The sequence below is a fragment of the Xanthomonas cannabis genome (genome assembly GCF_040616535.1).
Classification (GTDB): Bacteria; Pseudomonadota; Gammaproteobacteria; order Xanthomonadales; family Xanthomonadaceae; genus Xanthomonas; species Xanthomonas cannabis.
Genome location: NZ_CP136580.1, coordinates 3,139,523 through 3,161,154 on the forward strand (window position 1 = coordinate 3,139,523; position 21,632 = coordinate 3,161,154).

A 21,632-nucleotide genomic window follows, 5' to 3' on the forward strand; every position below is an offset into this window, starting at 1 on the left:
CGAGTCGGTAACTTGCCCCTGGACCAAGATCGTCGACCTGGGCCTGACCTACCGCCCTGCCTTTGCCGACAACAAGCTTGCGGTGACCCTGCAGGCCTTCAACATCTTCAATGAGCGCAAGCCGCTGCAGGTTGATTCCACCTGGGAAGACGACACGTTCACGCTGTCCAACACCTACAACATGGGCCGGTTTTTCACCCAGCCGCGCTACGCCATGTTCTCGGTGTCTTACGACTACTGACGCCCTCTCCCGTCACTGTCGTTTCCCCGGCCCTGCAAGGGGCCGGGCTTTTCTGCCAAAACGCCCAGCTTCGGTTGGGCGTTTTCAGTGGCGACACGATCGAAGCTGGCACCCTCGAAGAATGCCGGCGGATCGACGCCGCGACCTCGATGGAGTGCATCTGCAGGCCCGTGCCGATCCGATGCGTCAGACGAACGTCTGCGCCGTGCTTGTGCCGGTGCGCGCGCTGCGGTAAACCTACGCTACCGGATGGTGTAAGGCGTCCGGGCCGCGCTGGTCCTTTCCGCAGTTCCGTTCTGGAGGTGGATGATGGTTCGCACGCAATCGCAGGTTTCTTCCCGTCCCCTTGGCATCGACAGCTCGCGCGTCCTGGCGATGAGCACCGCCGTGGCACTGCATCTCCTGGCCGGTGGCCTGTTGTTGATTCCGCTCTCGCATCGGGCGATTCCGCAGCAGACCGTGCCGAAGGAGCGGTGGCTTATGCCGATGAGTATTCCAACCCCGCCGCCACCGGTGGTGTTTCCAGTCAACGTGACGTTCAAGCCGAAAACACATTCGCCCACCAAAACGTTAACGGTACCGGTGCAGACCGCGGTGGTCAGTCAGGAGCCCGTTGTCGATAACCCAGCGTTTGCGGTTCCGGCAACGGTCTCCGACGTGGTCGCAGAAGGCACTCCCACGACAGCTACGCCCAGCGGGCCGATCGAAGCAGGCCAGTTGCAGTATTTGAGTTCACCAGCGCCGAGCTACCCGGCGGCCGCATTGCGTGCCGGCCAGCAAGGCACGGTACTGCTACGCGTACTGGTCGGCACCGATGGACGCCCGGCCGAAGTGAGCGTGCAGACCAGCAGTGGCCATCGGGTGCTCGATCTGGCCGCGCGTAGCCAGGTGCTGCGTAGCTGGCGCTTCCAGCCGGCGATGCAGAACGGCCAGGCGGTGCAGGCCTACGGCCTGGTGCCGGTGAGTTTTTCGTTGAATTGATGAGTGGTCGAATGCGGTGGCCCGGGCATCGGGTCACCGTCTTCGATGCGCTGCGCAGGCATCGGTCCATCCCTCCTTTCGCAAGGTCATGGTCTGGATCGAGCCAAGGCAGAGCACCGCGACGGCACAAATCCTGGCGACGAAGCAGCGATCGAGACGTCGATGACGCGCGCGTAGCAGGCCCCACCGTTCCCAGCGATAGCGTCATGTCTAACGCCGCGGTAGCCATTCCTGTGCCGGCCAACCGCTGCAGCCTGGCTCAGCCAGGCACCGTTACAGCCATGCCCGGAGCCACCACGCGCCCGCCACTTACGCGCGGTGATACGGATGATTGGCCAGCATCGCCGCGGCGCGATACAGCTGTTCGGCCACGATCAGGCGCACCAGCATGTGCGGGAGCGTGAGCGGGCCGATCGACCAGCTTTCGTTGGCGCTCTTCAAGACCTCGGCCGCATGCCCTTCCGGGCCGCCGATCAGAAACGCCAGATCGCGGCCCTGCCCGCGCCAGTGCTCCATGCGCTGGGCAAGCTGCTCTGAACTCAAGGGGCGCCCGGGCACATCCAGCGCCACGACATGCGCGTTCTTGGGCAGTGCGGCCAGTACGCGGCGGCCCTCGTCATCGATGGCGCGTTGCGCGTCGCGCCCCTTGCCACGCAGGCCGGGTTCGATCTCGACCAGCTCCAGCGGCATCCAGTGCGACAGACGCTTTTGATATTCGGCAAAACCTTGCGCCACCCAGGCCGGTGCGCGCTCGCCGGTGGCGATGAGTCGGCATTTCATGGCGACATGATATCCGCGTCACAGCCTGGGCAGTCCGTGCCGATGTGTCGCTGCGTGTCATGGTGTCGTTACAGCCGGCAATTAGTGTCGCCCGACCACCCAGCCCCGCAGGAGTCGTTCGATGCCGATTTTCGATCCCGCCCGCCGCCAGGTTCTCAAGGGCAGCGCCGCCGTCATGGCCGCAGGCGCCCTTGGCAGCTTGAGCGCCTTGCAATCGCGCCAGGCCCAGGCCGCCACCTCGCCGTCGTCGCGGCTTGCGCCGGTTCCCAGCCGCTACGGCCCGCTCGCCCCGGTGGCCGACCAGAGCACCGGCTTGCCATTGCTGCAATTGCCACGCGGTTTCAGCTACCGCTCGTTCGGCTGGAGCGGTGACCGCATGGACGACGGGCAGCCCTGCCCCGACCGCCACGACGGCATGGCCGTGGTCGGCCTGCGCCGGCCCGACTGGCGCCCGGGCAGCGATCCGCTGCGCGGCCTGGAATATGTGCTGATCCGCAACCACGAACGCGGCGCCACCACGCCGTTCCGCGCACCGGCGATGTACGACACCGGCATCGTCAGCGGCACCCAGCAGGCCGGCGGCGGCACCACCACGCTGAGTTACGGCCGGCGCGGCTGGGGCAGCCTGGAGCCCAGCCTGGGCGGCACCCTGGTCAACTGCGCCGGCGGCCCGACCCCCTGGGGCACCTGGCTGAGCTGCGAAGAGATCAAGACCAACGCGGTGTCCAGCACCGGTCGCAAGCATGGCTACGTGTTCGAAGTGGACCCCGACAGCCATCGCACTACCGGCCGCCCGTTGGTAGGCCTGGGCCGTTTCAGCCACGAAGCGGTGGCGATCGACCCGCGCACCGGCATCGTCTATCTCACCGAGGACGACCGCAACAAGGCCGGCCTGTATCGCTTCATCCCCAACGACCGGCGCGGCCGCAACGGTTCGCTGGAAAACGGCGGCCGGCTGCAGGCCGCACGCGTGCGCGGGCGTCGCAATGCCGACCTGACCGTGGCCAGCATCGGCCAGCAGTTCCAGCTGGAATGGGTGGATATCGAAGAACCCGATCTGGACAGCATCGCCGCACCGGCCGGCTTTGCCGACATCGGCGCCAACGACACCTTGAGCGGGCCGTTCGCGCAGGCCTGGGCCGATGGCGCACTGCGCATGAGCCGCGGCGAAGGCATCTGGTACAGCTACGGCAAGATGTTCATCGTCGACACCAGCACCGGTGTGGATGCGCAGGGCCGCCGCGGTTACGGCAATGGCGCGGTGTGGGTGCTGGACCTGTTTACCCAACGCCTGAGCGCACTATTCGTCAGCGGCAACCAGCTGGCCGCGCACAACCCGGACAACGTGACGGTGAGCGCGCGCGGCGGCGTGGTGCTGTGCGAAGACGGCGGCGAAAGCCCGGACGAATACGGGCCCGGCGCGCGTCTGCTTGGCCTGACCCGCAACGGCGAATCGTTCTACCTGGCCAAGAACAACGTGCAGCTGACCTCGCAGCAGATCGCCGATGCCGGCAAGACCATTGCCGAAGGCGACTACCGCGACACCGAGTTCTGCGGCGCGTGCTGGGACCCGTTGGCGCGCACCTTGTTCGTCAACATCCAGACCCCCGGCATCACCCTGGCGATCACCGGGCCGTGGGAACGCGGACCGTTGTAAGCGGTGTGGAGGACACGCGCGGTCGTGGCAGGCCGTGCGTGTCCGGCCAGGATTTGCCCGTCGTTGGCGGAAAGCGGCTGTCGACGTGTCTTTGGTCATCCGCCTTGAGATGTCTGCTGTACGCCTACTTTTATCAGCGTGTCGCGAAGCGACGATACCGGACGGACCACGTGTTGCGTGCGGCATCGATCAGGTAACCTGCAGCATTGACTCAGTACCGCCGACTGGCGAATGCGCGCCTGTCAGAACCAGGGTGCGTCGAGCATGCCCGCTGTGGCGCTGCGAAACTTGAGCCAGCGCTTGACCGCTGGCGCATCGCGCAGGGCATCCACAATCCGGCGCTCACGCCGCACTTCGTCGAGATCTCGGGCGACATCGCGTCTGTAACGGGTCATTAATGCATCCAACCGCTCAGGCTTGGGCTGCGACGGCAGATCAAGATCGTACGTGTAGCAAAACTCCATCGCGTGCTGAGTGAGCTGGTCTTTGAGTTCCTTGCATTGCCGGTCGAGCTCACGGTTGTATTCCTGCAGGCGCACCGGGTTGATCGCATCCACACCCTTTGCATCCAGTAGACCGATCTCGGCCTGTAGTTCGAGCAGGCCAAGCAGATCGTTGGACTTGTAAGCGGAATTGAGGCGCTGCATGAGCCCGGTGCGGGCACCGTGATCGTCCACGTCGGTCGCGCGATCCGGATGCAGGCTGCTGGCAAGTTTGCGATACAACTCACGCAGTGGAGGCGGTTCGGTGGACACCGCTGCGACTTTTTTGGCCGAGCGACGACGCGTGGCGCTGTGTTGCTGCTCGGCCTGGGAGCGGGCGTGTTCGGCCTGTGCCTGTGCCTGCTCCAGACGCGCGTTGACCCGCTCGAAGAGCTCTTCGGGCGAATCCGCACCAGCCACCTCGTCGGAATCCAATCCATACAACTCGCCGATGACGTGTTTCATCATTTCATCGGATTCGGCCATCTCTTCGTCGTAGCCGATCTCGCTGTGCCGCTCATAAAGGGGCTTGAGTTCGACATGACCGGCTTCTATCAATGGGCCGGCCAACTCGCAGATCTCGTCCGACAAGCGGCGACGATCGGTCTTGCTCAACTTCACCGAGGCATACACACGGTCCAGCGCGTGGATCTGCTCGATCTCCAGCGCTCGCTGCTGCTCAAACAGCGGCAACACCTCGGCGTGATAGCGAGCACGCCAACGCTCGACAGCATCGCGCCAGGCATGCAGCTGCGTGCGATGTTGCTGCAGATCGCGCAGCAGCCGATCGAAGCGCTTGCGCGCTGGTGACAGCGTATCGGCGTTGTCCGGTTGCCGGCTCAGCTGTTGAAGCGCCTGCGAAGCCGGCAGCGCGGAAGAAGAAACAGCGGGCTTCTTGGGCATTGAGACTTGATTACTCGGCGTCGGCAGCGAAATCTTCATCGGGACGCTGGTCGCCTACCGTCCACAGACGTTCCAGCGCGTAGAACTCGCGCACGCGCGGCAGCATCACATGCACCACCACATCGCCCAGGTCCACCAGCACCCACTCGGCTTCGCGCTCGCCTTCCACGCCCAGCGGCATCACATCCAGGCGCTTGGCGAACTTGACCACTTCGTCGGCGATCGATTTGACGTGGCGGGTCGAGGTGCCGGAGGCGATCACCATGTAATCGCAGACGCTGGACTTGCCGCGCACATCGATCTCGACCACGTCCTTGGCTTTCAGTTCCTCGACGGCTTCGCGCACGGTGGCCAACAGGGCCGGCACCGACGGCGGCGGATTCGGAAGGGAGGTCTTGATGACTTGGGCTTGGCTGGTCAAAGCGGCGACTCGATGGAATTGGCGTGAATTATAGGCCGGTCCGGGCGGACGCGTGTTCAGCTAGCCGGCCGGGCGCTGCCATATAGGCCCTCGCGCTGGATCACTCCGGCCACCGACGGCGGCACCAGCGCCTGCCAGGCGCCGCCCGCAGCAATACGCGAGCGCACGGCGCTGGCCGATTCGCCGCGCAACGGTTGATGCAGCAGATACAGGCGACCCGCCGGCGCAGTGACCAGGTCGTCGGCGCTGGCGACCCAGCGGCCCTGCACCGCCGCAGCCAGCTGCGGCGCTTCGGCCAGCTCCAGCGCGGTGCCCGGACGTGCGGCCACCACAAGGTTAGCCAGCCCGAACAAGGCCTCCCACTCGTGCCAATGCTCAAGCCCGACAAACGCATCGGCGCCGAGCAGCCAGGCGATCGGCGCGCCGGGGCCAAGTTCGGCACGTAGGTCGCGCAAGGTGTCCACGGTGTAGGACGGCGCACCGCTATGCGCGGCGCGCTGTAGTTCGCGGGTATCCAGCAGCAGCCCCGGGCGATCGGCAAGCGCCAGCTCCAGCATGTGCGCGCGCTGCGCGGCGGTGGCGCCGGGCGCCGGGCGGTGCGGTGGATCGGCCGCCGGGATCAGCTGCACGCGCGTCTGCAGCTCGTCGCGCGCCGCACAGGCGATCGCGAGATGGCCCAGGTGGATCGGGTCAAAGGTGCCACCGTAGTAGAGGTGGAGCCGGGAGTCGGGACCCGGGACCCGGGACCCGGGAGAGCCGGTTACAAGGCTGGGCTGCACAAGGTGATCGGAATGCGCTCGCTGCCCGTGCCCTTCCCGGGACCCGGGTCCCGGGTCCCGGGTCCCGGCTCTCCCGACCTTCACGCCAGCAATCTCACCGCACGCGCTTCGGCGACCGCCACCAGCAGGCGTTCCAGGCCGACCCAGGCATCGCCGTCGGCGCGCCCCTTGGCCATGCGGTCGACCAGGCCGGCCGCGGCGACGAAACGCTCCCAGCGGCGCGGTTCGGGGTGGCGCTGCAGCGCGCGCTTGAACGGGGCCTGGCGCGCTTCCCAGATGCCTTGCGACTTCATCTCGGCGGCCAGGTTGCCGCCGTTGGCCTGCACCTTGGCCAGCGCGGCGGTGCGCAGCAGTTCCTTGATCAGGATCGGCATCAGCGCGGCCACTGCCTCGCCTTCGGCGCGCAACCCGGCCAGCATGCGGACTACCGCAACCGGCTGGCCGGAGAAGGTGGTTTCGGCCAGGCGGAACACGTCGTAACGCGCGGCATCGGCCACCAGCGATTCCATCGCCTCCAGATCCAGTGTCTTGCCGTCGGCCAGCAGGGCGAGCTTGTCGATTTCCTGCGCGGCGGCCAGCAGATTGCCTTCCATCCGCTCGCTCAGCCGCTGCACGGCGGCCGCGTCGGCACGCAGGCCGTGTGCACGCAGGCGGCGCTCGATCCAGTCGGACAATTCGTGCGGCTTGATCGCCCAGGCCACCGCGATGGTGCCGACGCGGCCCACGGCCTCGGCCCACTTGCCCTGGTGCGCCTTGCTCCAGTCGTTGGCGGTGATCAGCAGCACCACGTCCGGCGGCGGATTGGCGCAGAAACGGGTGATGACCTCGGCGCCGTCCTTGCCGGGCTTGCCGCTGGGCAGGCGCACCTCGACCAGACGGCGCGGGCTGAACAGGCTGGGCGCGTTGAAGCTGGCATCCAGCTGGTTCCAGTCGAAATCACGGCCATCGGCATCGAACACCTCACGCTCGCCGATGCCTTCGGCGCGCGCGCGCGCACGAATGGCGTCGGCGGCTTCGAGCACACGCAAGGTTTCCGGGCCGGCGATCAGATAGGCCGGCTGCAAGGGCTGGCTGGACTGGCCGGCCAGCTGTTCTGGGCGAAGTTCCATGGGCTAGGACCGCGCGTGCAGACCGGCAGCGACCAGGCGCCGCTGGCGCGTCATGGCCCGCGGAGGCAGCAGCCGCGCCGCCGCCAGCGCGCGAGCCGGCGCCGGTCGGCGGTGCCTCCCTGGCCACTGCGTCGTCGTATCGATACCCACGCGCTCAGTTGTTCGAGGTCGGCGCCGGTGGCAGCGACGCCGGCACGCTCGACTCGGGCGTGGACGGCTGCACCGGCGGCGTGGTGGCCTGCGGCAGCGGCGCGGTCGGGGTGCTCTCCAGACTTTCGCCGCGCTGGATACGCGCACGCACCACGCTGTCGATGCGACGCAGGATCGATGCGGACATGTCCTTGCGCAGTTCGTCGGCCAGGATCTCGCGCTCGGTGGCGGTACCGGTGGCATCCACCGGTGGCGACACGTAGTCGCGCGAGAGCTCGATCACCTGCTGCGGCACCAGCACCGAGCCGTTGGCCGTGGTGACGGTGAAGATGGCGGCATAGCGCAGGCTGTATTCCTGGGCACGACCCTGACTGTCGATGGCGATCGGCAGGTCGCCCCAACGCTCGGACAGCACCTGCACCTGCGCAAAGCCGGTCTTGGCATCTTCATCGGCCAGGTTGGCGCCAGCCGCCTTGAGGCCGCGCCGCAGCAACTTGGCCAGTTCGCTGTACTGCACTGCGGACTGCACCTTCACTGCCGGGGTGTCGGGCGGCAACGCAAGCGAATTGCGCAAATGGAAGCCGCAGGCGGTGAGGCTGGAGACCAGCACGAGGGACGCAGCGAAGGCAGTAGGAAATCGAATCATGGGCACAGTCTGGATGAGCGCCCCGGCGGCGGCAACAGGCGGCTAGCCTGACGCAGCACGCGTGAACGGGGCTTGATAAGCGCCGCAACGGATTGCGGCGCCAAGAAATGAAAACCGCGTCGCCACGCGGCACTGCAATGCGTGCCACGAACCACCGAGGCAACCCTGGCGTGCGGTTGCCGAGCGCCAGGGAGTGATGCACGGGAAACGCGGCATTACGCGCAACGGCGCATCGCGACTACCAATGCAATGCTTCGCCAGCACCAAATGAAAACCTAGCCGGGTCCGCCAAGCGCCGATCCGGCACACCGCACGGACCGGGCATGGCAACCCGGCCACTGCGCCACCCTCACCCCGCCACGATGTTCACGATCTTGCCCGGCACGATGATGATCTTGCGGATCGTCAGTCCGTCCAGGAACTTCGCGGCATTGGGTTCGGCCTGCGCCAGCGCTTCGATCTGTTCGCGCGTGGCGTCCGCAGCGACGTCGATGGTGGCGCGCAGCTTGCCATTGATCTGCACCGCCAGGGTCAGCGCATCGCGCACCAGCGCGCTGGCATCGGCCTGCGGGAACGCCACGTCTTCCAGCAACGTCTCGCCACGGCCCAGCACCTGCCACAACGCGTGGCTGGCGTGCGGGGTGATCGGGTTGAGCAGCAACACCATCGCTTCCAGGGCTTCCTGGCGCACGGCCCTGCCCTGGTCGCTGGCATCGTCGAACTTGGCCAGCGCGTTGGACAGTTCCATCACCGCGGCAATGGCGGTGTTGAAGCTGTGGCGGCGGCCATAGTCGTCGCTGACCTTGCCGATGGTCTCGTGGGTCTTGCGGCGGATCGCCTTCTGCTCGGCGCTCAGGCTGGCGGCATCCAGCGCAACCGCAGCGCCCTCGCCCACATGCTTGTGCACCTGCACCCACAGCCGGCGCATGAAGCGCGCCATGCCGTCCACGCCGGCCTCGTTCCACTCCAGCGACTGCTCCGGCGGTGCGGCAAACATCGAGAACAGGCGCACGGTGTCGGCGCCGTACTTGGCCACCATCGACTGCGGGTCCACACCGTTGTTCTTGGACTTGGACATCTTCTCGGTGCCGCCGATGTGCACCGGCTGGCCGTCGGCGATCAGCACCGCACCGGTGACGCGGCCGCGCTCATCGCGCTGGATCTCGACGTCGGCCGGATTGATCCAGTCCTTGCCGCCGTTGTCGGCATCGCGATAGAAGGTGTCGGCGATGACCATGCCCTGCGTGAGCAGATTGGTCACCGGCTCGTCGCTGTCCACCAGCCGCGCGTCGCGCATGAGCTTGTGATAGAAGCGGAAATACATCAGGTGCAGGATCGCGTGCTCGATGCCGCCCACATACAGGTCGGCCGGCATCCAGTAGTTGGCGCGGCGGTCGACCATGTCGCGCGCATTGGGGCTGGTGTAGCGCGCCACGTACCAGCTGGACTCCATGAAGGTGTCGAAGGTGTCGGTTTCGCGCTCGGCCGGGCCGCCGCAGTCCGGGCAGGTGGTCTGGCGCCAGGTCGGGTCGGTCTTGATCGGCGAGCCGGTGCCGGCAAATTCCACGTTTTCCGGCAGCACCACCGGCAGTTGGTCTTCCGGCACCGGCACCGCGCCGCACTTGGCGCAATAGATCACCGGAATCGGGCAGCCCCAGTAGCGCTGGCGGCTCACGCCCCAGTCGCGCAGGCGGTAGTTGACCCGGCGCTGGCCCTGGCCCTTGCGCTCGAAGCGCTCGGCCAGTGCCTCGAAGGCGCCGCCGAAATCCAGCCCATCGAACTCGGCCGAATTGATTAGCTCCAGCTCGCGGCTCTTGTCGGTATACCAATCGCGCCACTGGGTGGCGTCCCAGGTCTGCTCGTCGTCGTTGCGCGGCTCGCGCAGCTTGACCACCTGCACGATCGGCAGGCCGTACTTGTTGGCGAATTCGAAATCGCGCTGGTCGTGGCCCGGCACCGCCATCACCGCGCCGGTGCCGTAGCCCATCAACACGAAGTTGGCCACCCACACCGGCACCTGCTCGCCGCTGATCGGGTGGACCGCGGTCAGGCCGGTGGCCATGCCGCGTTTTTCCTGGGTTTCCAGCTCGGCTTCGGAGACGCCGCCGTGCTTGAGCTCTTCCAGCAGGCGTGCCAGTTCCGGGTTGGATTTGGCGGCGTGCAGGGCCAGCGGGTGCTCGGCGGCGATCGACACGAAGGTCACGCCCATCAGCGTGTCCGGGCGGGTGGTGAACACGCGCAGCGGGTCGAGTGCGGCGCCGTTGGTGTCGCGCACGTCGAACTGGATCTCCAGCCCTTCCGAGCGGCCGATCCAGTTGCGCTGCATGGTCTTGACCGAATCCGGCCAGCCGTCCAGCTGGTCCAGGCCGTCCAGCAGCTCCTGCGCGTAATCGGTGATGCGCAGGAACCACTGCGGAATCTCGCGCTTTTCCACCAGCGCGCCAGAGCGCCAGCCGCGGCCATCGATGACCTGCTCGTTGGCCAGCACGGTCTGGTCGATCGGGTCCCAGTTCACCACCGCGTTGCGGCGATAGGCCAGGCCCTTGCGCATCAGCCGGGTGAACATGCGCTGCTCGTGCACGTAATAGTCCGGCGTGCAGGTGGCGAACTCGCGCGACCAGTCGATGGCGTAGCCCAGCGATTTGAGCTGGCCGCGCATGTGCTCGATGTTGGCGTAGGTCCACTTGGCCGGCGCGGTCTTGTTCTTGATCGCGGCGTTTTCGGCCGGCAACCCGAACGCATCCCAGCCCATCGGCTGCATCACGTTGTGGCCGGTCATGCGCTTGTAGCGGCTGACCACATCGGAGATGGTGTAGTTGCGCACATGGCCCATGTGCAGCGCACCGGAGGGGTACGGCAGCATCGACAGGCAATAGAACTTCGGTTTGTCCGAGTTCTCGTCGACCTGGAAGGCGCGGGTGGCATCCCAGAACTGCTGGGCGGAAGATTCGACCTGCTGGGGGTCGTAGGCGTTCGGTTCGACGGTGGACATTGGGAGCGGATGCTCGGGCGGTGCAAAGCGGTACAGGGTACCGCAGTGCAGCAGGTGCTCCAAACCGTTACCGCAGCACGGGCGACTTGGCCGGCCAACTCCAGGCGGCCAATGCCAGCCAGCCGACCCAGGCCAGGAACGCCAGCCGCTGGGCAATCGCCTGCCGCAGCAGGCCGGGCGGGCCGAACGCCAGCACCGCCACCAGCAGCCCGGCCACCAGGCTGAGCCAGGCCAGGCCACGGGTGTCGGCCCCGTTGAGCAGCGCCGCGGCGATCAACAGCATGGCGGGCACGAAGGCCACCGCCCACAACAACCACGCCGTGGCATGCGCCTGGCTGGCGCGGCCGTCCAGGTCGGTGGGGTCCAGCGGCAGCATGCCCATGCCGACGAAGGCCAGCCCCGCCAGCACGATCAGTTGCCCACCCACGCGCAGGCTCCAGCCGGCCTTGGGCGGCATGCGCGCCAGCAGGCTGACCCCCGTCACCATGCCCAGCACGCCGACCAGCACGAAGGCCAGCAGGTTGAAGCCCAGCGCGTGCGGCACGCCGGCCGCGCCCAGCAGCGCGACCGGGTGGCTGGCCTGCAGATAGCCGGGCAGCGTGGCGCCGAACCCGGCCACCGCCAGCACGAAGACGGTGGCCGCGATCAGGCCCAGGTAGCGCTGTGCGCTGTCGGTACTTCCCATTGTGGTGCTCCGGTGCGGGGCGCATGCGCGCCACCAGGACGCGGCATTGTCGTGCCGGGCGGGCGCGGCGTGAACCCTTTGGGCCTGGCAGCCGCGCCGGACTTGTGTCGGCCGGGTTTGCCACCATTACCCTCCACTGTTGCCGTCACTACTTTCAGGAAGCCCATGTCCGACAAACCGCATGTATTCGATGTCACCACCGACACCTTCGAGACCGAGGTCCTGCAGAAATCGTTGACGACACCGGTGCTGGTGGACTTCTGGGCCACCTGGTGCGGGCCCTGCAAGACGCTGACGCCGATCCTGGAAAAGCTGGCCGCCGACTACCACGGCGCCTTCGAGCTGGCCAAGGTCGATGTGGACAAGGAACAGCAGGTCGCGGCGGCGTTCCAGATCCGCTCGGTGCCGACGGTGTTCCTGGTCAAGGGCGGCGAGATCGTGGACGGCTTCCCCGGCGCGATGCCGGAAGGCCAGGTGCGCGAATTCCTGACCCAGCATGGCGTACTGCCGGCCGAGGCGCAGGTGGTCGAAGAAGTGGCTCCCACCCCGCTCGACCCGCAGGCGCAGGCAGCGGCCCTGCGCGAGGCCATCGCCGCCGCGCCGGACAAGGACGAGCTCAAGCTGGACCTGGCGCTGGCGCTGCTGAAGACCGGCGACACCGCCGAGGCCGAGCAGTTGATCGACGCCCTGCCCGCCAACCTGGCCACCGACGACCGCGCGGTGCGCGCCAAGGCCCGGCTGGGCTTTGCCAATGTGCTCAAGGACGCCCCCGGTGCCGACACCTTGCAGGCCAGCGTGGCCGCCAATGGCGCCGACCTGCGCGCCCGCCACCTGCTCGGCGTGCGCTACCTGCTCGACGGCAACGACGAGGCAGCGCTGGAACAGTTCCTGGAAATGCTGCGCCAGGACCGTAGCTTCGAGGACAACCTGCCGCGCCGCAGCCTGATCGATGCATTCCGCGTGATCGAGGACGAAGACCTGGTCGGCCGGTATCGCCGCAAGATGTCGGCGCTGGTGTTCTGACAGCCGATGGCACTGCGGCGCCAGATGGACATGTAGGAGCGGACCTGGCCGCGACGCAGCTTCACCGGGGAGCTCTCGATTGGCGACCGGCGGTCATACCTCGTCGCGGCCAGGTCCGCTCCTACGAACACCGGCGGCCAGGCCGAGGTGCGGGCCAAGCCCCATCCATACGCATGCGAATGTTATGCTGGGCACCCGCCCCGCCATGGATTCCGGCCCGCATGCGCGCCTCCCTGTTCAAACTCGGCGTCAACCTGTGGCCGCCGTATCTGTTCTCAGGCATCCACGTCACCGTGTTGTCGGCCGACTACCGTTTTGCGCGGGTGGAACTGCGGCAGCGTCCGTGGAATCGCAACTACGTCGGCACCCATTTCGGCGGCAGCCTGTTCGCCATGACCGACCCGTTCTGGATGCTGCTGGTGATGCAGAACCTGGGCCGCGACTATTACGTCTGGGACAAGGCCGGCAGCATCGATTTCGTCAAACCCGGGCGCGGAACGGTCAGTGCGGACTTCGTGATCGACGACCAGGTACTGGCCGAGCTGCGTGAAGCCACCGCCGGCGGCGGCAAGCATCTGCGCTGGTTCGAGAACGAAGTGCACAACCGCGATGGAGAGGTGGTGGCACGCGTTCGCAAGCAGCTCTACGTCAGGCGCAAACCCGCGCGGTGACGGCGCGCTGCCGTTGCATGCCAGCACCGGTGATCGATGTTTCAGCCGCGCCAAGGCCGCGCGCCGGGTGCCCGGATGTGAGCGTGATGTCTGCGCGCGGCGCCACGCGGCGACCATGCTCACGACACACTCGCTGCCGCATGCGGACCCTGGGGCCTCCCAACCCACATGGAATGCCTGCATGAAAGCGATCAACATCATCACCCTGGTGCTTCTTATCGTCGGTGGATTGAACTGGGGCCTGGTCGGCCTGTTCCAGTTCGATCTGGTGGCGGCGCTGTTCGGTGGACAGGATGCGCTGCTGTCACGTGTGGTCTACACGCTGGTCGGCATCTCCGCGCTCTGGCAGCTGGTGCCGTTGTTCCGCAACAACCATGGCGCCACTGCGCATCACACCAGCCCGCACGTGCGCAACCCGTAACCTGCCCGCTGCACGCGTGACACGACGCCGGCGCATCGCGCCGGCGTTGCCGTCTGCGCACCGGCGCTTTGCGTCCTTGCGCGCATTGGTCAAGAATCAGCCATCTCCCCTGCTGGTTGCCTTCATGCTGCTGCGCACCGTTGCTTCTGCCTGCCTGGCGTCTGCCTGCCTCGTCGCACTCGCACTGCCCGCTGCCGCCGAGGCGGCCTATCGCAGCCCGCAGCAGCTCCTGGACAGCTCACCGGCCAACGCGTGGCGCGTCCTCGACCCGGAGCGCACGCTCTATCTGGAGCTGGATACCGGCAGGGTCATCATCGAACTGGCGCCACAATTTGCGCCCGAGCATGTCGGCAACATCCGCACGCTGGCCCACGAACGTTTCTGGGACGGGCTCACCATTTACCGCTCGCAGGATAATTTCGTGGTGCAGTTCGGCGACCCCGACGGCGAGACGCCGGGCAAGGCCAAGTCGCTGGGATCGGCCAAAACGCATCTGCCGGCCGAGTTCGAGCGCACCTCGCAGGGCCTGGACTTCCAGCGCCTGCCCGATAGCGACGGCTGGGCGCCGCAGGTCGGCTTCGTCGATGGCTTTCCGGTCGGCCGCGACGGCGCCAACGGCAAGACCTGGCTGGCGCACTGCTATGGCACCCTGGGTGCAGGCCGCAACAACGACGACGACAGCAGCATCGGCGCCGAACTCTACGTGGTCACCGGGCAGTCGCCGCGCCAGCTCGACCGCAACATCACCGTGGTTGGCCGCGTGGTCAAGGGCATGGAATTGCTGAGCGTGATCCCGCGTGGCCCGGACCCGATGGGCTTTTACGAAGACCCCGCCCAGCGCTCGCCGATCCGCGCGATGCGTCTGGCCAGCGAAGTGCCGGTGCCCGAACGCACGCCCTTGCAGGTGCTGCGCACCGACAGCCAGACCTTCCGTGATGTGGCCGAAGCCCGCCGCAATCGCAAGGACGCTTTCTACAAGCGCCCGGCCGGGCATATCGATCTGTGCAATGTGCCGTTGCCGGTGCGGGCGCCGCCTGCTGGTTAGTTCGGGATTGGGGATTCGGGATTGGGGATTCGTAAAAGCGGGCGCGCTTGTTTAGCGGGCGCGTTGGCTGAAGGCGACGCTGCCGAGGATCAGCACTGCGGCGACCAGCATGGTCCAGGTCAGCGGTTCGCCCAGCAGCGACCATGCCAGCAATGCACCGAACACCGGCACCAGATAGGTCACGGTGGACGCGCGTGCCGGGCCGATGCGCTGGATCAGGCGGTAGTACATCAGGAACGCCAGCCCGGTGCAGACCACGCCCAGCGCGGTGGCGCAGGCCCAGGCCACTGCCGGCACCGGCGTGGTCGGCCATTGCCACCAAGCCAGCGGTGCCAGCAGCAACGCACTGCAACCCAGCGTGGACGCCGCCGACGCCGCCGGCGGCAGGTCGCCCATGTGCCGCTTCACCAGGTTGTAGCCGATGCCGTACAGCAGCGAGGCGGTGGCGCCCGCCAGTGCTGCCGGCCCCACGCTCAGCCCCGCCGATTTGCCGGTGGCCAGCACCAGCACGCCGATGAAGCCCACCAGTAAGGCCAATGCGCGCCGCGTGCCGATCTTTTCGCCAAAGAACAAAAACGCGATCAATGCGGTGAACAACACCGTCATCGCATTGCAGATCGCCCCGACGGCCGCCGGTGCGTGTTGTGCGCCCCAGGCGAACAGCAGAAACGGCAACGCGGAGTTGAGCACGCCGATTGCCGCCAGCATCGGCCAGCGTCGCAGCGGGAAGCGCTCGCGTGCCAGCCACAGGAACGGCAGCAACACCAATGCACCCAATGCCAGGCGGATCTCCACCAGCGCCACGGTGCCGAACCTGGGTGCGGCCACGCGCATGAACAGGAACGAGCAGCCCCAGACGATGCCGAGGAACCCCAGCTCCAGCGGCGTACGCCATTCGCGTGCCGCCAGCTGCGGCTGCGTCGAGGGGTGTGCGCTCACGAGCAGGCCCCTGCGACGCGCCGCAATGTGCTGAAACGGCAGGCAACGACATCCGGCAGGCAGGTGGACATGGCACGATCATCGCGATGGGATGACGCAGCATCGGCTGCGGCCGCAGGCGCGACAAGCGCGTAGTATCGGGGTCAGCCACAAATCTGACTCATGCCTCGATGAACCTGCGTCCGACCCTGTTGCCTGCGCTGGGCGTCTTTGCCGCTGCCGCCCGCCACCAGAATTTCGCGCATGCGGCCGAAGAACTGCACCTCACCGCCAGTGCGGTCAGCCACCATGTGCGCAAGCTCGAAGCATTGCTCGGCGCGACCCTGTTCCAGCGGCTGCCGCGCGGCGTCAAGCTCACTGCCGAAGGCCGCCAGCTGGCCGATGCCGCCACCGCCGCATTGGCCGAGATCGCCGCGGTGGCCGGCAACCTGCATCCGCGCGACGACGCCATCCCGCTGCGCGTGACCACGCTGCGCTCGCTGTCGTACTGCTGGCTATTGCCGCGGCTGCCGCGCTTCTGTCGCGCACATCCGCATATCAGGCTGGACCTGCAATCGGACCCGGCGTTCTCGCGTTTCGAAGAAGGCGGCCCCGAGCTGGGCATACGCTACGGACAAGGCGCCTGGCCAGGGCTGACCTCGCATCACCTGATGGATGACGAACTGTTTCCGGTGGCTTCGCCGTCGTTGCCGGAAGTGGCCGCGCTGCGCACGCCGGCGCAGATCGCGCAATTGCCGCTGCTGAGCGACATGTCGCCGCAGGGCTGGCGCGACTGGTTTCGCGCCGCACAGGTGCGCGGCACCACGCTGCCGCCCATGCACACCTTCAACGACAGCACCGACGCCATGCGCGCGGCGGTCTACGGCCTGGGCGCGGTGCTGGCACGCAAGCACATCGCCCAGCCCTACCTGCAGCGCTACGAACTGGTGCGCCTGCCGGGCCCCACGCTCAAGGCGCGCTACGCGTATTACATCGTGCACCCCAGCCACCGCGAACCCAGCCCGGCGGCGGCGCTGTTCATCGACTGGCTCAAGCACGAAGCGCTGGACGAACGCACCCCGATGCCGGCGCTGCCGGCAGAGCTGGTCGCGTTGCCGGCGCGCCGGACGCCCGAAAGGCCAGGTGCGCGGCGATGATCGCCTCGGGCAACGGTGACGCAGCTACGTTGCAGCGGATCTGACGCACCGGCACGCCAGCGCTGTCACATCTCTACGCATTGCGCTGGGTGACGTCCCCCATCTTCACGAGCACACGGCAGCACCGCCGCGACTCGCTGCGCAGGTCGATGGCAGGCGTTGCACGTCTGGCCACGCCTGCCATGCGTGCACCCGGCCCGCTCCCGCCCACGTGAACGTGCGCGTTCCACTGCACACACTGCATCGCATTGGCCGCTCCCCTCCGACGTGCACAGCGCTCCCGATGCGGAGATACGCCGATCGGCGACGTGGGTGGCAAGGAGTCGAGCGTGGCATCGGCGCCATCACCTGATTTTGTCTCTTCGCTGCCTAGGCTTTGGGTCCCCAACCCAAGGAAGCTGTCCCATGCCCACGCTTCGCATGCGTATCACCGGCACCGACGACGACGCGCGTGCCATTGCCAACCTGCTGCAGAGCATCGAAGGCATCGAGCACGTGGAAGAAGTCGACGACCTGATGCCGCATCTGGACGACGACGATTCCAGCTCGGCCGGCTTGTCCGACGATGAAGGTCCGGGCAGCCACGAGTTCGAGGTGGAAGCCGGCAACGAGGCCACCGCGCAAAAGGTGCGCGATGCCGTGCAGGAACTGGCACTGCAGCTGGATGTGTTTGTCGAATACGAGCTCGACGAAGGCTGAGCCGCACCGGCAGGTCTGCACTGCAGCACCCGACGGTGCGTGTAGTCGACCTGTCGTGAAGTCTTGAGGTCGGCACGCCGATCGGCGTGCTACCGGCCGCCACCACACCCCAGGCGGCCACTTCATCTGCGCAGCACCAACGCTGCACGACGCCAGCCGGGGCGGCACCGCCGCCCGGCCCCGTATAGGTCAGGACATCCGGCGCCGCCGCGCGCGCCAGCGCCACCCCTGCAACAGCAGCCAGCCGGCGATGGCCGCCAGCAGCACGACCGGCAGCAGCGCCGCCACTGCGCGGATCACGAACGCCACACTCGACGAAAACACCTGGCCAAACCCTGCCGCGGCCTCGGCAATCTCGCCCCTGCCCTGCTCGCCACCGGTGCTGCGGAAGGTGAGCGTCAGCAATTGCGTGCGGATGCGGCGTTGCTGCTGCGCGGCGTCCTGCTGGGTCTGCTGCGCTTCGGCCTCGATTTCTGCCAGTCGTTTGGACAACGCGAGCAGATCGGTCACCGACAGATCGCGGCGTTGCTGCAACTCCAGCAGGCGGGCGTGTTCCTTCTGCAGCCGCGCCTGGGCCAGGCCGGTATCGGCGATCTGCTGCGCCAGGTCTTCGGCACGCGTGCTGCGGGCTGCCACCTCGCCGTGTTGGCCGGCCAGTTGCACCAGCGGCTCGATCCCGTCGGGCACCACCCGCACGCGCACGCTGCCGCTGGCATCGCGCCCGCCCTCCTGCTCCACCGCCAGCAGCGCGCAGCTGCCGAACTGCGCGTTCTGGCAGGCGGTGCGCACCGCCGCGATGCGTTGATCGATCTGATCGGCCGGCAGCTCGATGCGGACATCGTGTTCGTACGCCAGCGCGTTGCCCTGCGCGGCGGGCGGCGCCGGGGCCGGGGCGCCGCCATCTGCGCCCATCTCTACAGGTGGACGCGCACAACCGCTCAGCCCCCAGCCAACCAGCAACGCGATGGCATACCTGCGCAGGCGGCGGCTCATCGGCTGGCCCCGTCGACCATGTGGACGCGCAGGCCGGCAAGATCCAGCCCTGGCAGGCAGCGCACGTTGACCGCGACGCCAGCTTCGCCGGTCTTCGGGTCCGTACCCTCGCTGAAGGGTGCAATGCCGCACTGCGGGCAATGGTGATGCTCGATATGCTGCCGATTGAAGCGATAGCTGCCCAGCGCATCCGGGGCCGCCTGCAGGTGCAGCTGGGTACGCGCGCCAAACCAGAGCAGCCCACCGCGGCGGCGGCAGAACGAGCAATTGTAGTCGTAGACCTCGGTGATCGGCGTCTCGGTCTCCAGATCGAACGCGATGCGTCCGCAATGACAGCTACCGGCGTAGTGCATGGGTATTCCTCCTTGGAAGCGCCACCGCAACGTGGCGACGATCGGGCGTAGTGCCTGGCGAAGGCGCTGCCACCTGGGCGAGCGCCAGCTCGGCTGGATGCGCCGCGGCCGCGCCCGCCTGGCGGGGGCGGTGCAGATGCGATCGCCACTCTAAACCAATGGCGGATGCGGACAACCGCACAGTTGCCTATGCTGGTGGTTTGCTTCCACCAGGACCCACGATGCGTCAACGCCTGCTTGTCCTCGCCCTGATCGCCGGCCTGAGCGCCTGCCAGCAGCAGCCCGAATCGCCGCAAGCCGGCACCACCGCAGCTCCCGCCCAGGACACACAGACCCCGGATGCGCGCTTTGCGGCGTTGTCCAAACAGGCGCTGGACACCTGGATGCAGCTGTCGCCGGTGACCGCCACCCAGACCGGCGACCACCGCTTCGACACCCAGATCGACGACCTCAGCACAGCAGGACGCCAGCGCAGCCTGGACGCCGGCAAGAAGCTGCTGGGCGAGCTGGATGCCATCGACGTGGCCAAGCTCTCGCGCGAGAACCAGGTCGACGCGGCGATCCTGCGCAACCAGCTGCAGTCGGAAATCTGGAATACCGAGGTGCTGCAAAGCTGGGCCTGGGACCCGCAGGTCTATAACGGCTTGGCCGGCAGCGCGTTGTACGGCCTGATGGCGCGCGAGTTCGCGCCGCTGCCCGAGCGCCTTGCCGCGGCCACCCAGCGCATGGAAAAGATTCCCAGCATCTTCGCGCAGGCGCGCGAGAACCTGGACCCGGCGCGCGTGCCGAAGATCCATGCCGAGACGGTGGCCAAGCAGAACAAGGGCATCCTCAGCATCGTCGATACCTTCATCGCGCCCAACATCAGCCAGCTTGGCCCGATCGAGGCGGCGCGCGCGCAGGCGGCCATCGACAACCTGCGCAAGGCGGTGGCCGAGCAGCAGACCTGGCTGGACACCGTGCTGGTGCCCAACGCCAAGGGCGACTTCCGCGTCGGTGCGGAAAAATACGACCAGAAGCTGAAATTCGCGCTGTTGTCGTCGTTGTCGCGTGCCGAGATCAAGCAACGCGCCGAGTCCGAACTCAAGCGCGTGCGCGGCGAGATGTACGGCATTGCGCGCACCGTGCTCAAGGACAAGCCCGGCGCTCCCAAGCTGCCCGAATCGCCCAACGACGACCAGCAGCAGGCCGCGATCGAGGCCGCGCTGGAACTGGCCTATGCCGACAAGCCCGCACGCGACAAGGTGGTTGACGAAGCCAAGGCCGCACTGGCGCAATCCACCGAGTTCGTGCGCCAGAAGGACTTGATGACGCTGCCCGATTCGCCGGTGGATATCATCCTGATGCCGGAATTTCAGCGTGGCGTGGCAGTGGCCTATTGCGATTCGCCCGGCCCGCTGGACAAGAATCTGAAGACGTTCTACGCGGTGTCGCCGATTCCCGACGACTGGAACGACAAGCAGGTCGATTCGTTCCTGCGCGAGTACAACACCCGCATGATCCACCTGCTCAGCATCCACGAGGGCACGCCGGGCCATTACCTGGAAGGCTGGCACTCGGCCAAGTTCCCCTCCACGCTGCGCGCGGTACTGCGTTCGGGCATGTTCGCCGAGGGCTGGGCGGTGTACACCGAGCGCATGATGCAGGAACAGGGCTACCTGGATAACGACCCGCTGTTCCACCTGGTGCAGCTCAAGTTCTACCTGCGCACCATTGCCAATGCCATCCTCGACCAGGGCGTGCATGTGGACGGCTGGGATCGCGACAAGGCGATGCACCTGATGACCCACGACACCTTCCAGCAGGAAAGCGAAGCGTCGGGCAAGTGGGTGCGCGCGCAGTTGTCGTCCGCACAGCTGCCGACCTACTTTGTCGGTGTGCAGGAGCATCTGGATACGCGCAAGGCGGTGCAGGACAAGCTGGGCGACAGCTTCAACCTCAAGGCCTATCACGACAAGATGCTGTCCTACGGCGCGCCACCGGTCCGCTTCGCACGCGAGCTGATGCTGGATCAGCCGATCGAGTGATCGATCCTTCTCCCGTCGGGAGAGGGGCTTGCTGCTGATCGATCAGAGACTGCAAGTCTTCCTTCTCCCGCGCGCGGGAGAAGGTGCCCCGTAGGGGCGGATGAGGGCAGCCTCGTGATGTCGTTGCAGCCGGCGATGTCGAATGCGTCGCCACGCGCTTCGGCGATGACGCGCCAAGTGGCTTCGCCCGTACCCTCACCCCAACCCCTCTCCCGGCGGGAGAGGCGCTTGCTGTTGGTCGATCAAAGACTGCAAGTCTTCCTTCTCCCGCGCGCGGGAGAAGGTGCCCCGTAGGGGCGGATGAGGGCAGCCTCGTGATGTCGTTGCAGCCGGCGATGTCGAATGCGTCGCCAGGCGCTTCGGCGATGAGGCGCCAAGTGGCTTCGCCCGTACCCTCACCCCAACCCCTCTCCCGGCGGGAGAGGGGCTTGCGCTGTTGCTATTTCTTGGCGAGCGGCGAGGCCGCGCCCAGCTGCCGCGCAACGACCACGCACAGCCC

General features: G+C 67.1%; 20 protein-coding genes and 1 pseudogene. 10 read left to right on the forward strand and 11 right to left on the reverse strand.

The window, feature by feature from the left end; genetic code table 11:
- Positions 1-16: 16 nt before the first annotated feature.
- Both RZV17_RS13375 and RZV17_RS13380 read left to right on the forward strand, forming a co-directional pair.
- A pseudogene (locus RZV17_RS13375) lies at positions 17-241 on the forward strand (hypothetical protein); the annotation flags it as partial.
- 375 nt (positions 242-616) lie between these two features.
- Positions 617-1,222, forward strand: coding sequence for an energy transducer TonB (locus tag RZV17_RS13380; RefSeq protein ID WP_199680094.1), 606 nt, complete (start codon positions 617-619; stop codon positions 1,220-1,222).
- Positions 1,223-1,531: 309 nt separating this feature from the next.
- Here the strand turns inward: RZV17_RS13380 and rlmH are convergent, their stop codons facing one another.
- On the reverse strand, positions 1,532-2,002 hold the full coding sequence (gene rlmH, locus RZV17_RS13385; protein WP_039411730.1) for a 23S rRNA (pseudouridine(1915)-N(3))-methyltransferase RlmH: 471 nt from the start codon (positions 2,000-2,002) through the stop codon (positions 1,532-1,534).
- A gap of 121 nt (positions 2,003-2,123) precedes the next feature.
- Between rlmH and RZV17_RS13390 the strand changes: the two genes are divergently transcribed.
- On the forward strand, positions 2,124-3,659 hold the full coding sequence (locus RZV17_RS13390; RefSeq protein ID WP_355604091.1) for an alkaline phosphatase PhoX: 1,536 nt from the start codon (positions 2,124-2,126) through the stop codon (positions 3,657-3,659).
- A 242-nt stretch (positions 3,660-3,901) separates the two neighbouring features.
- On the opposite strand, the gene RZV17_RS13395 is transcribed toward RZV17_RS13390, so the two are convergent.
- The 7 genes from RZV17_RS13395 to RZV17_RS13425 form a co-directional block, all read right to left on the reverse strand.
- The gene (locus RZV17_RS13395; protein WP_355604094.1) at positions 3,902-5,083 is read right to left on the reverse strand and encodes a J domain-containing protein; all 1,182 of its coding nucleotides are present in this window, start codon (positions 5,081-5,083) and stop codon (positions 3,902-3,904) included.
- Positions 5,055-5,465 (reverse strand): ribosome silencing factor, encoded by a 411-nt coding sequence (gene rsfS / locus RZV17_RS13400; protein ID WP_184439087.1) that lies wholly within the window; start codon positions 5,463-5,465, stop codon positions 5,055-5,057. Before rsfS ends, RZV17_RS13395 begins: the two co-directional genes overlap by 29 nt.
- A gap of 56 nt (positions 5,466-5,521) precedes the next feature.
- Positions 5,522-6,328 (reverse strand): nicotinate-nucleotide adenylyltransferase, encoded by an 807-nt coding sequence (gene nadD / locus RZV17_RS13405; RefSeq protein ID WP_355604098.1) that lies wholly within the window; start codon positions 6,326-6,328, stop codon positions 5,522-5,524.
- On the reverse strand, positions 6,325-7,353 hold the full coding sequence (gene holA / locus RZV17_RS13410; protein WP_355604101.1) for a DNA polymerase III subunit delta: 1,029 nt from the start codon (positions 7,351-7,353) through the stop codon (positions 6,325-6,327). Before holA ends, nadD begins: the two co-directional genes overlap by 4 nt.
- A 154-nt stretch (positions 7,354-7,507) precedes the next feature.
- On the reverse strand, positions 7,508-8,149 hold the full coding sequence (lptE, locus tag RZV17_RS13415) for an LPS assembly lipoprotein LptE (protein WP_228314078.1): 642 nt from the start codon (positions 8,147-8,149) through the stop codon (positions 7,508-7,510).
- 349 nt (positions 8,150-8,498) lie between these two features.
- Positions 8,499-11,141, reverse strand: a complete 2,643-nt coding sequence (gene leuS, locus RZV17_RS13420; protein ID WP_355604105.1) for a leucine--tRNA ligase — start codon at positions 11,139-11,141, stop codon at positions 8,499-8,501.
- A 67-nt stretch (positions 11,142-11,208) separates the two neighbouring features.
- Complete coding sequence (locus tag RZV17_RS13425; RefSeq protein ID WP_184555237.1) at positions 11,209-11,826, reverse strand: DUF998 domain-containing protein; 618 nt, start codon at positions 11,824-11,826, stop codon at positions 11,209-11,211.
- Between the two features lie 165 nt (positions 11,827-11,991).
- On the opposite strand from RZV17_RS13425, the gene trxA reads away from it, so the two are divergent.
- From trxA to RZV17_RS13445, 4 genes are all read left to right on the forward strand, one after another.
- The gene (trxA, locus tag RZV17_RS13430) at positions 11,992-12,849 is read left to right on the forward strand and encodes a thioredoxin (protein WP_355604109.1); all 858 of its coding nucleotides are present in this window, start codon (positions 11,992-11,994) and stop codon (positions 12,847-12,849) included.
- Between the two features lie 221 nt (positions 12,850-13,070).
- Positions 13,071-13,520: a DUF4442 domain-containing protein gene (locus RZV17_RS13435; RefSeq protein WP_355604112.1), complete on the forward strand. Its 450-nt coding sequence runs from the start codon at positions 13,071-13,073 to the stop codon at positions 13,518-13,520.
- Positions 13,521-13,701: 181 nt separating this feature from the next.
- Positions 13,702-13,941 carry a DUF378 domain-containing protein gene (locus tag RZV17_RS13440; RefSeq protein ID WP_047695693.1) on the forward strand — a complete coding sequence of 80 codons (240 nt, stop codon included), beginning with the start codon at positions 13,702-13,704 and terminating at the stop codon, positions 13,939-13,941.
- 124 nt (positions 13,942-14,065) lie between these two features.
- Entirely contained in the window at positions 14,066-14,986 is a 921-nt protein-coding gene (locus tag RZV17_RS13445; protein WP_355609376.1) for a peptidylprolyl isomerase, read from the forward strand.
- A gap of 51 nt (positions 14,987-15,037) precedes the next feature.
- Here RZV17_RS13445 and RZV17_RS13450 read toward each other — a convergent pair whose 3' ends face one another.
- On the reverse strand, positions 15,038-15,925 hold the full coding sequence (locus RZV17_RS13450; RefSeq protein WP_047695692.1) for a DMT family transporter: 888 nt from the start codon (positions 15,923-15,925) through the stop codon (positions 15,038-15,040).
- A gap of 170 nt (positions 15,926-16,095) precedes the next feature.
- On the opposite strand from RZV17_RS13450, the gene RZV17_RS13455 reads away from it, so the two are divergent.
- Both RZV17_RS13455 and RZV17_RS13460 read left to right on the forward strand, forming a co-directional pair.
- On the forward strand, positions 16,096-17,061 hold the full coding sequence (locus RZV17_RS13455; RefSeq protein ID WP_355604115.1) for a LysR substrate-binding domain-containing protein: 966 nt from the start codon (positions 16,096-16,098) through the stop codon (positions 17,059-17,061).
- A gap of 405 nt (positions 17,062-17,466) precedes the next feature.
- Complete coding sequence (locus RZV17_RS13460; RefSeq protein ID WP_039412560.1) at positions 17,467-17,760, forward strand: hypothetical protein; 294 nt, start codon at positions 17,467-17,469, stop codon at positions 17,758-17,760.
- A 189-nt stretch (positions 17,761-17,949) separates the two neighbouring features.
- On the opposite strand, the gene RZV17_RS13465 is transcribed toward RZV17_RS13460, so the two are convergent.
- Both RZV17_RS13465 and RZV17_RS13470 read right to left on the reverse strand, forming a co-directional pair.
- A complete protein-coding gene (locus tag RZV17_RS13465) occupies positions 17,950-18,753 on the reverse strand; it encodes a DUF4349 domain-containing protein (protein WP_355604118.1) in 804 nt (267 codons plus the stop codon).
- A complete protein-coding gene (locus RZV17_RS13470; RefSeq protein WP_355604121.1) occupies positions 18,750-19,106 on the reverse strand; it encodes an aldehyde-activating protein in 357 nt (118 codons plus the stop codon). Before RZV17_RS13470 ends, RZV17_RS13465 begins: the two co-directional genes overlap by 4 nt.
- A 221-nt stretch (positions 19,107-19,327) precedes the next feature.
- Between RZV17_RS13470 and RZV17_RS13475 the strand changes: the two genes are divergently transcribed.
- Complete coding sequence (locus RZV17_RS13475; protein ID WP_355604124.1) at positions 19,328-21,133, forward strand: DUF885 domain-containing protein; 1,806 nt, start codon at positions 19,328-19,330, stop codon at positions 21,131-21,133.
- The last annotated feature ends 499 nt before the right edge of the window (positions 21,134-21,632 follow it).

Excerpts from the sequence above, each read along its gene's own strand:
- RZV17_RS13470 (WP_355604121.1), bottom strand. The coding sequence starts at position 19,106 with ATGCACTACGCCGGTAGCTGTCATTGCGGACGCATCGCGTTCGATCTG.
- holA (WP_355604101.1), bottom strand. The coding sequence starts at position 7,353 with ATGGAACTTCGCCCAGAACAGCTGGCCGGCCAGTCCAGCCAGCCCTTG.
- RZV17_RS13465 (WP_355604118.1), bottom strand. The coding sequence starts at position 18,753 with ATGAGCCGCCGCCTGCGCAGGTATGCCATCGCGTTGCTGGTTGGCTGG.
- trxA (WP_355604109.1), top strand. The coding sequence starts at position 11,992 with ATGTCCGACAAACCGCATGTATTCGATGTCACCACCGACACCTTCGAG.
- RZV17_RS13460 (WP_039412560.1), top strand. The coding sequence starts at position 17,467 with ATGCCCACGCTTCGCATGCGTATCACCGGCACCGACGACGACGCGCGT.
- RZV17_RS13445 (WP_355609376.1), top strand. The coding sequence starts at position 14,066 with ATGCTGCTGCGCACCGTTGCTTCTGCCTGCCTGGCGTCTGCCTGCCTC.
- RZV17_RS13455 (WP_355604115.1), top strand. The coding sequence starts at position 16,096 with ATGAACCTGCGTCCGACCCTGTTGCCTGCGCTGGGCGTCTTTGCCGCT.
- leuS (WP_355604105.1), bottom strand. The coding sequence starts at position 11,141 with ATGTCCACCGTCGAACCGAACGCCTACGACCCCCAGCAGGTCGAATCT.
- rlmH (WP_039411730.1), bottom strand. The coding sequence starts at position 2,002 with ATGAAATGCCGACTCATCGCCACCGGCGAGCGCGCACCGGCCTGGGTG.
- RZV17_RS13435 (WP_355604112.1), top strand. The coding sequence starts at position 13,071 with ATGCGCGCCTCCCTGTTCAAACTCGGCGTCAACCTGTGGCCGCCGTAT.
- RZV17_RS13440 (WP_047695693.1), top strand. The coding sequence starts at position 13,702 with ATGAAAGCGATCAACATCATCACCCTGGTGCTTCTTATCGTCGGTGGA.
- RZV17_RS13425 (WP_184555237.1), bottom strand. The coding sequence starts at position 11,826 with ATGGGAAGTACCGACAGCGCACAGCGCTACCTGGGCCTGATCGCGGCC.
- RZV17_RS13380 (WP_199680094.1), top strand. The coding sequence starts at position 617 with ATGAGCACCGCCGTGGCACTGCATCTCCTGGCCGGTGGCCTGTTGTTG.
- RZV17_RS13390 (WP_355604091.1), top strand. The coding sequence starts at position 2,124 with ATGCCGATTTTCGATCCCGCCCGCCGCCAGGTTCTCAAGGGCAGCGCC.
- RZV17_RS13395 (WP_355604094.1), bottom strand. The coding sequence starts at position 5,083 with ATGAAGATTTCGCTGCCGACGCCGAGTAATCAAGTCTCAATGCCCAAG.
- RZV17_RS13475 (WP_355604124.1), top strand. The coding sequence starts at position 19,328 with ATGCGTCAACGCCTGCTTGTCCTCGCCCTGATCGCCGGCCTGAGCGCC.
- lptE (WP_228314078.1), bottom strand. The coding sequence starts at position 8,149 with ATGATTCGATTTCCTACTGCCTTCGCTGCGTCCCTCGTGCTGGTCTCC.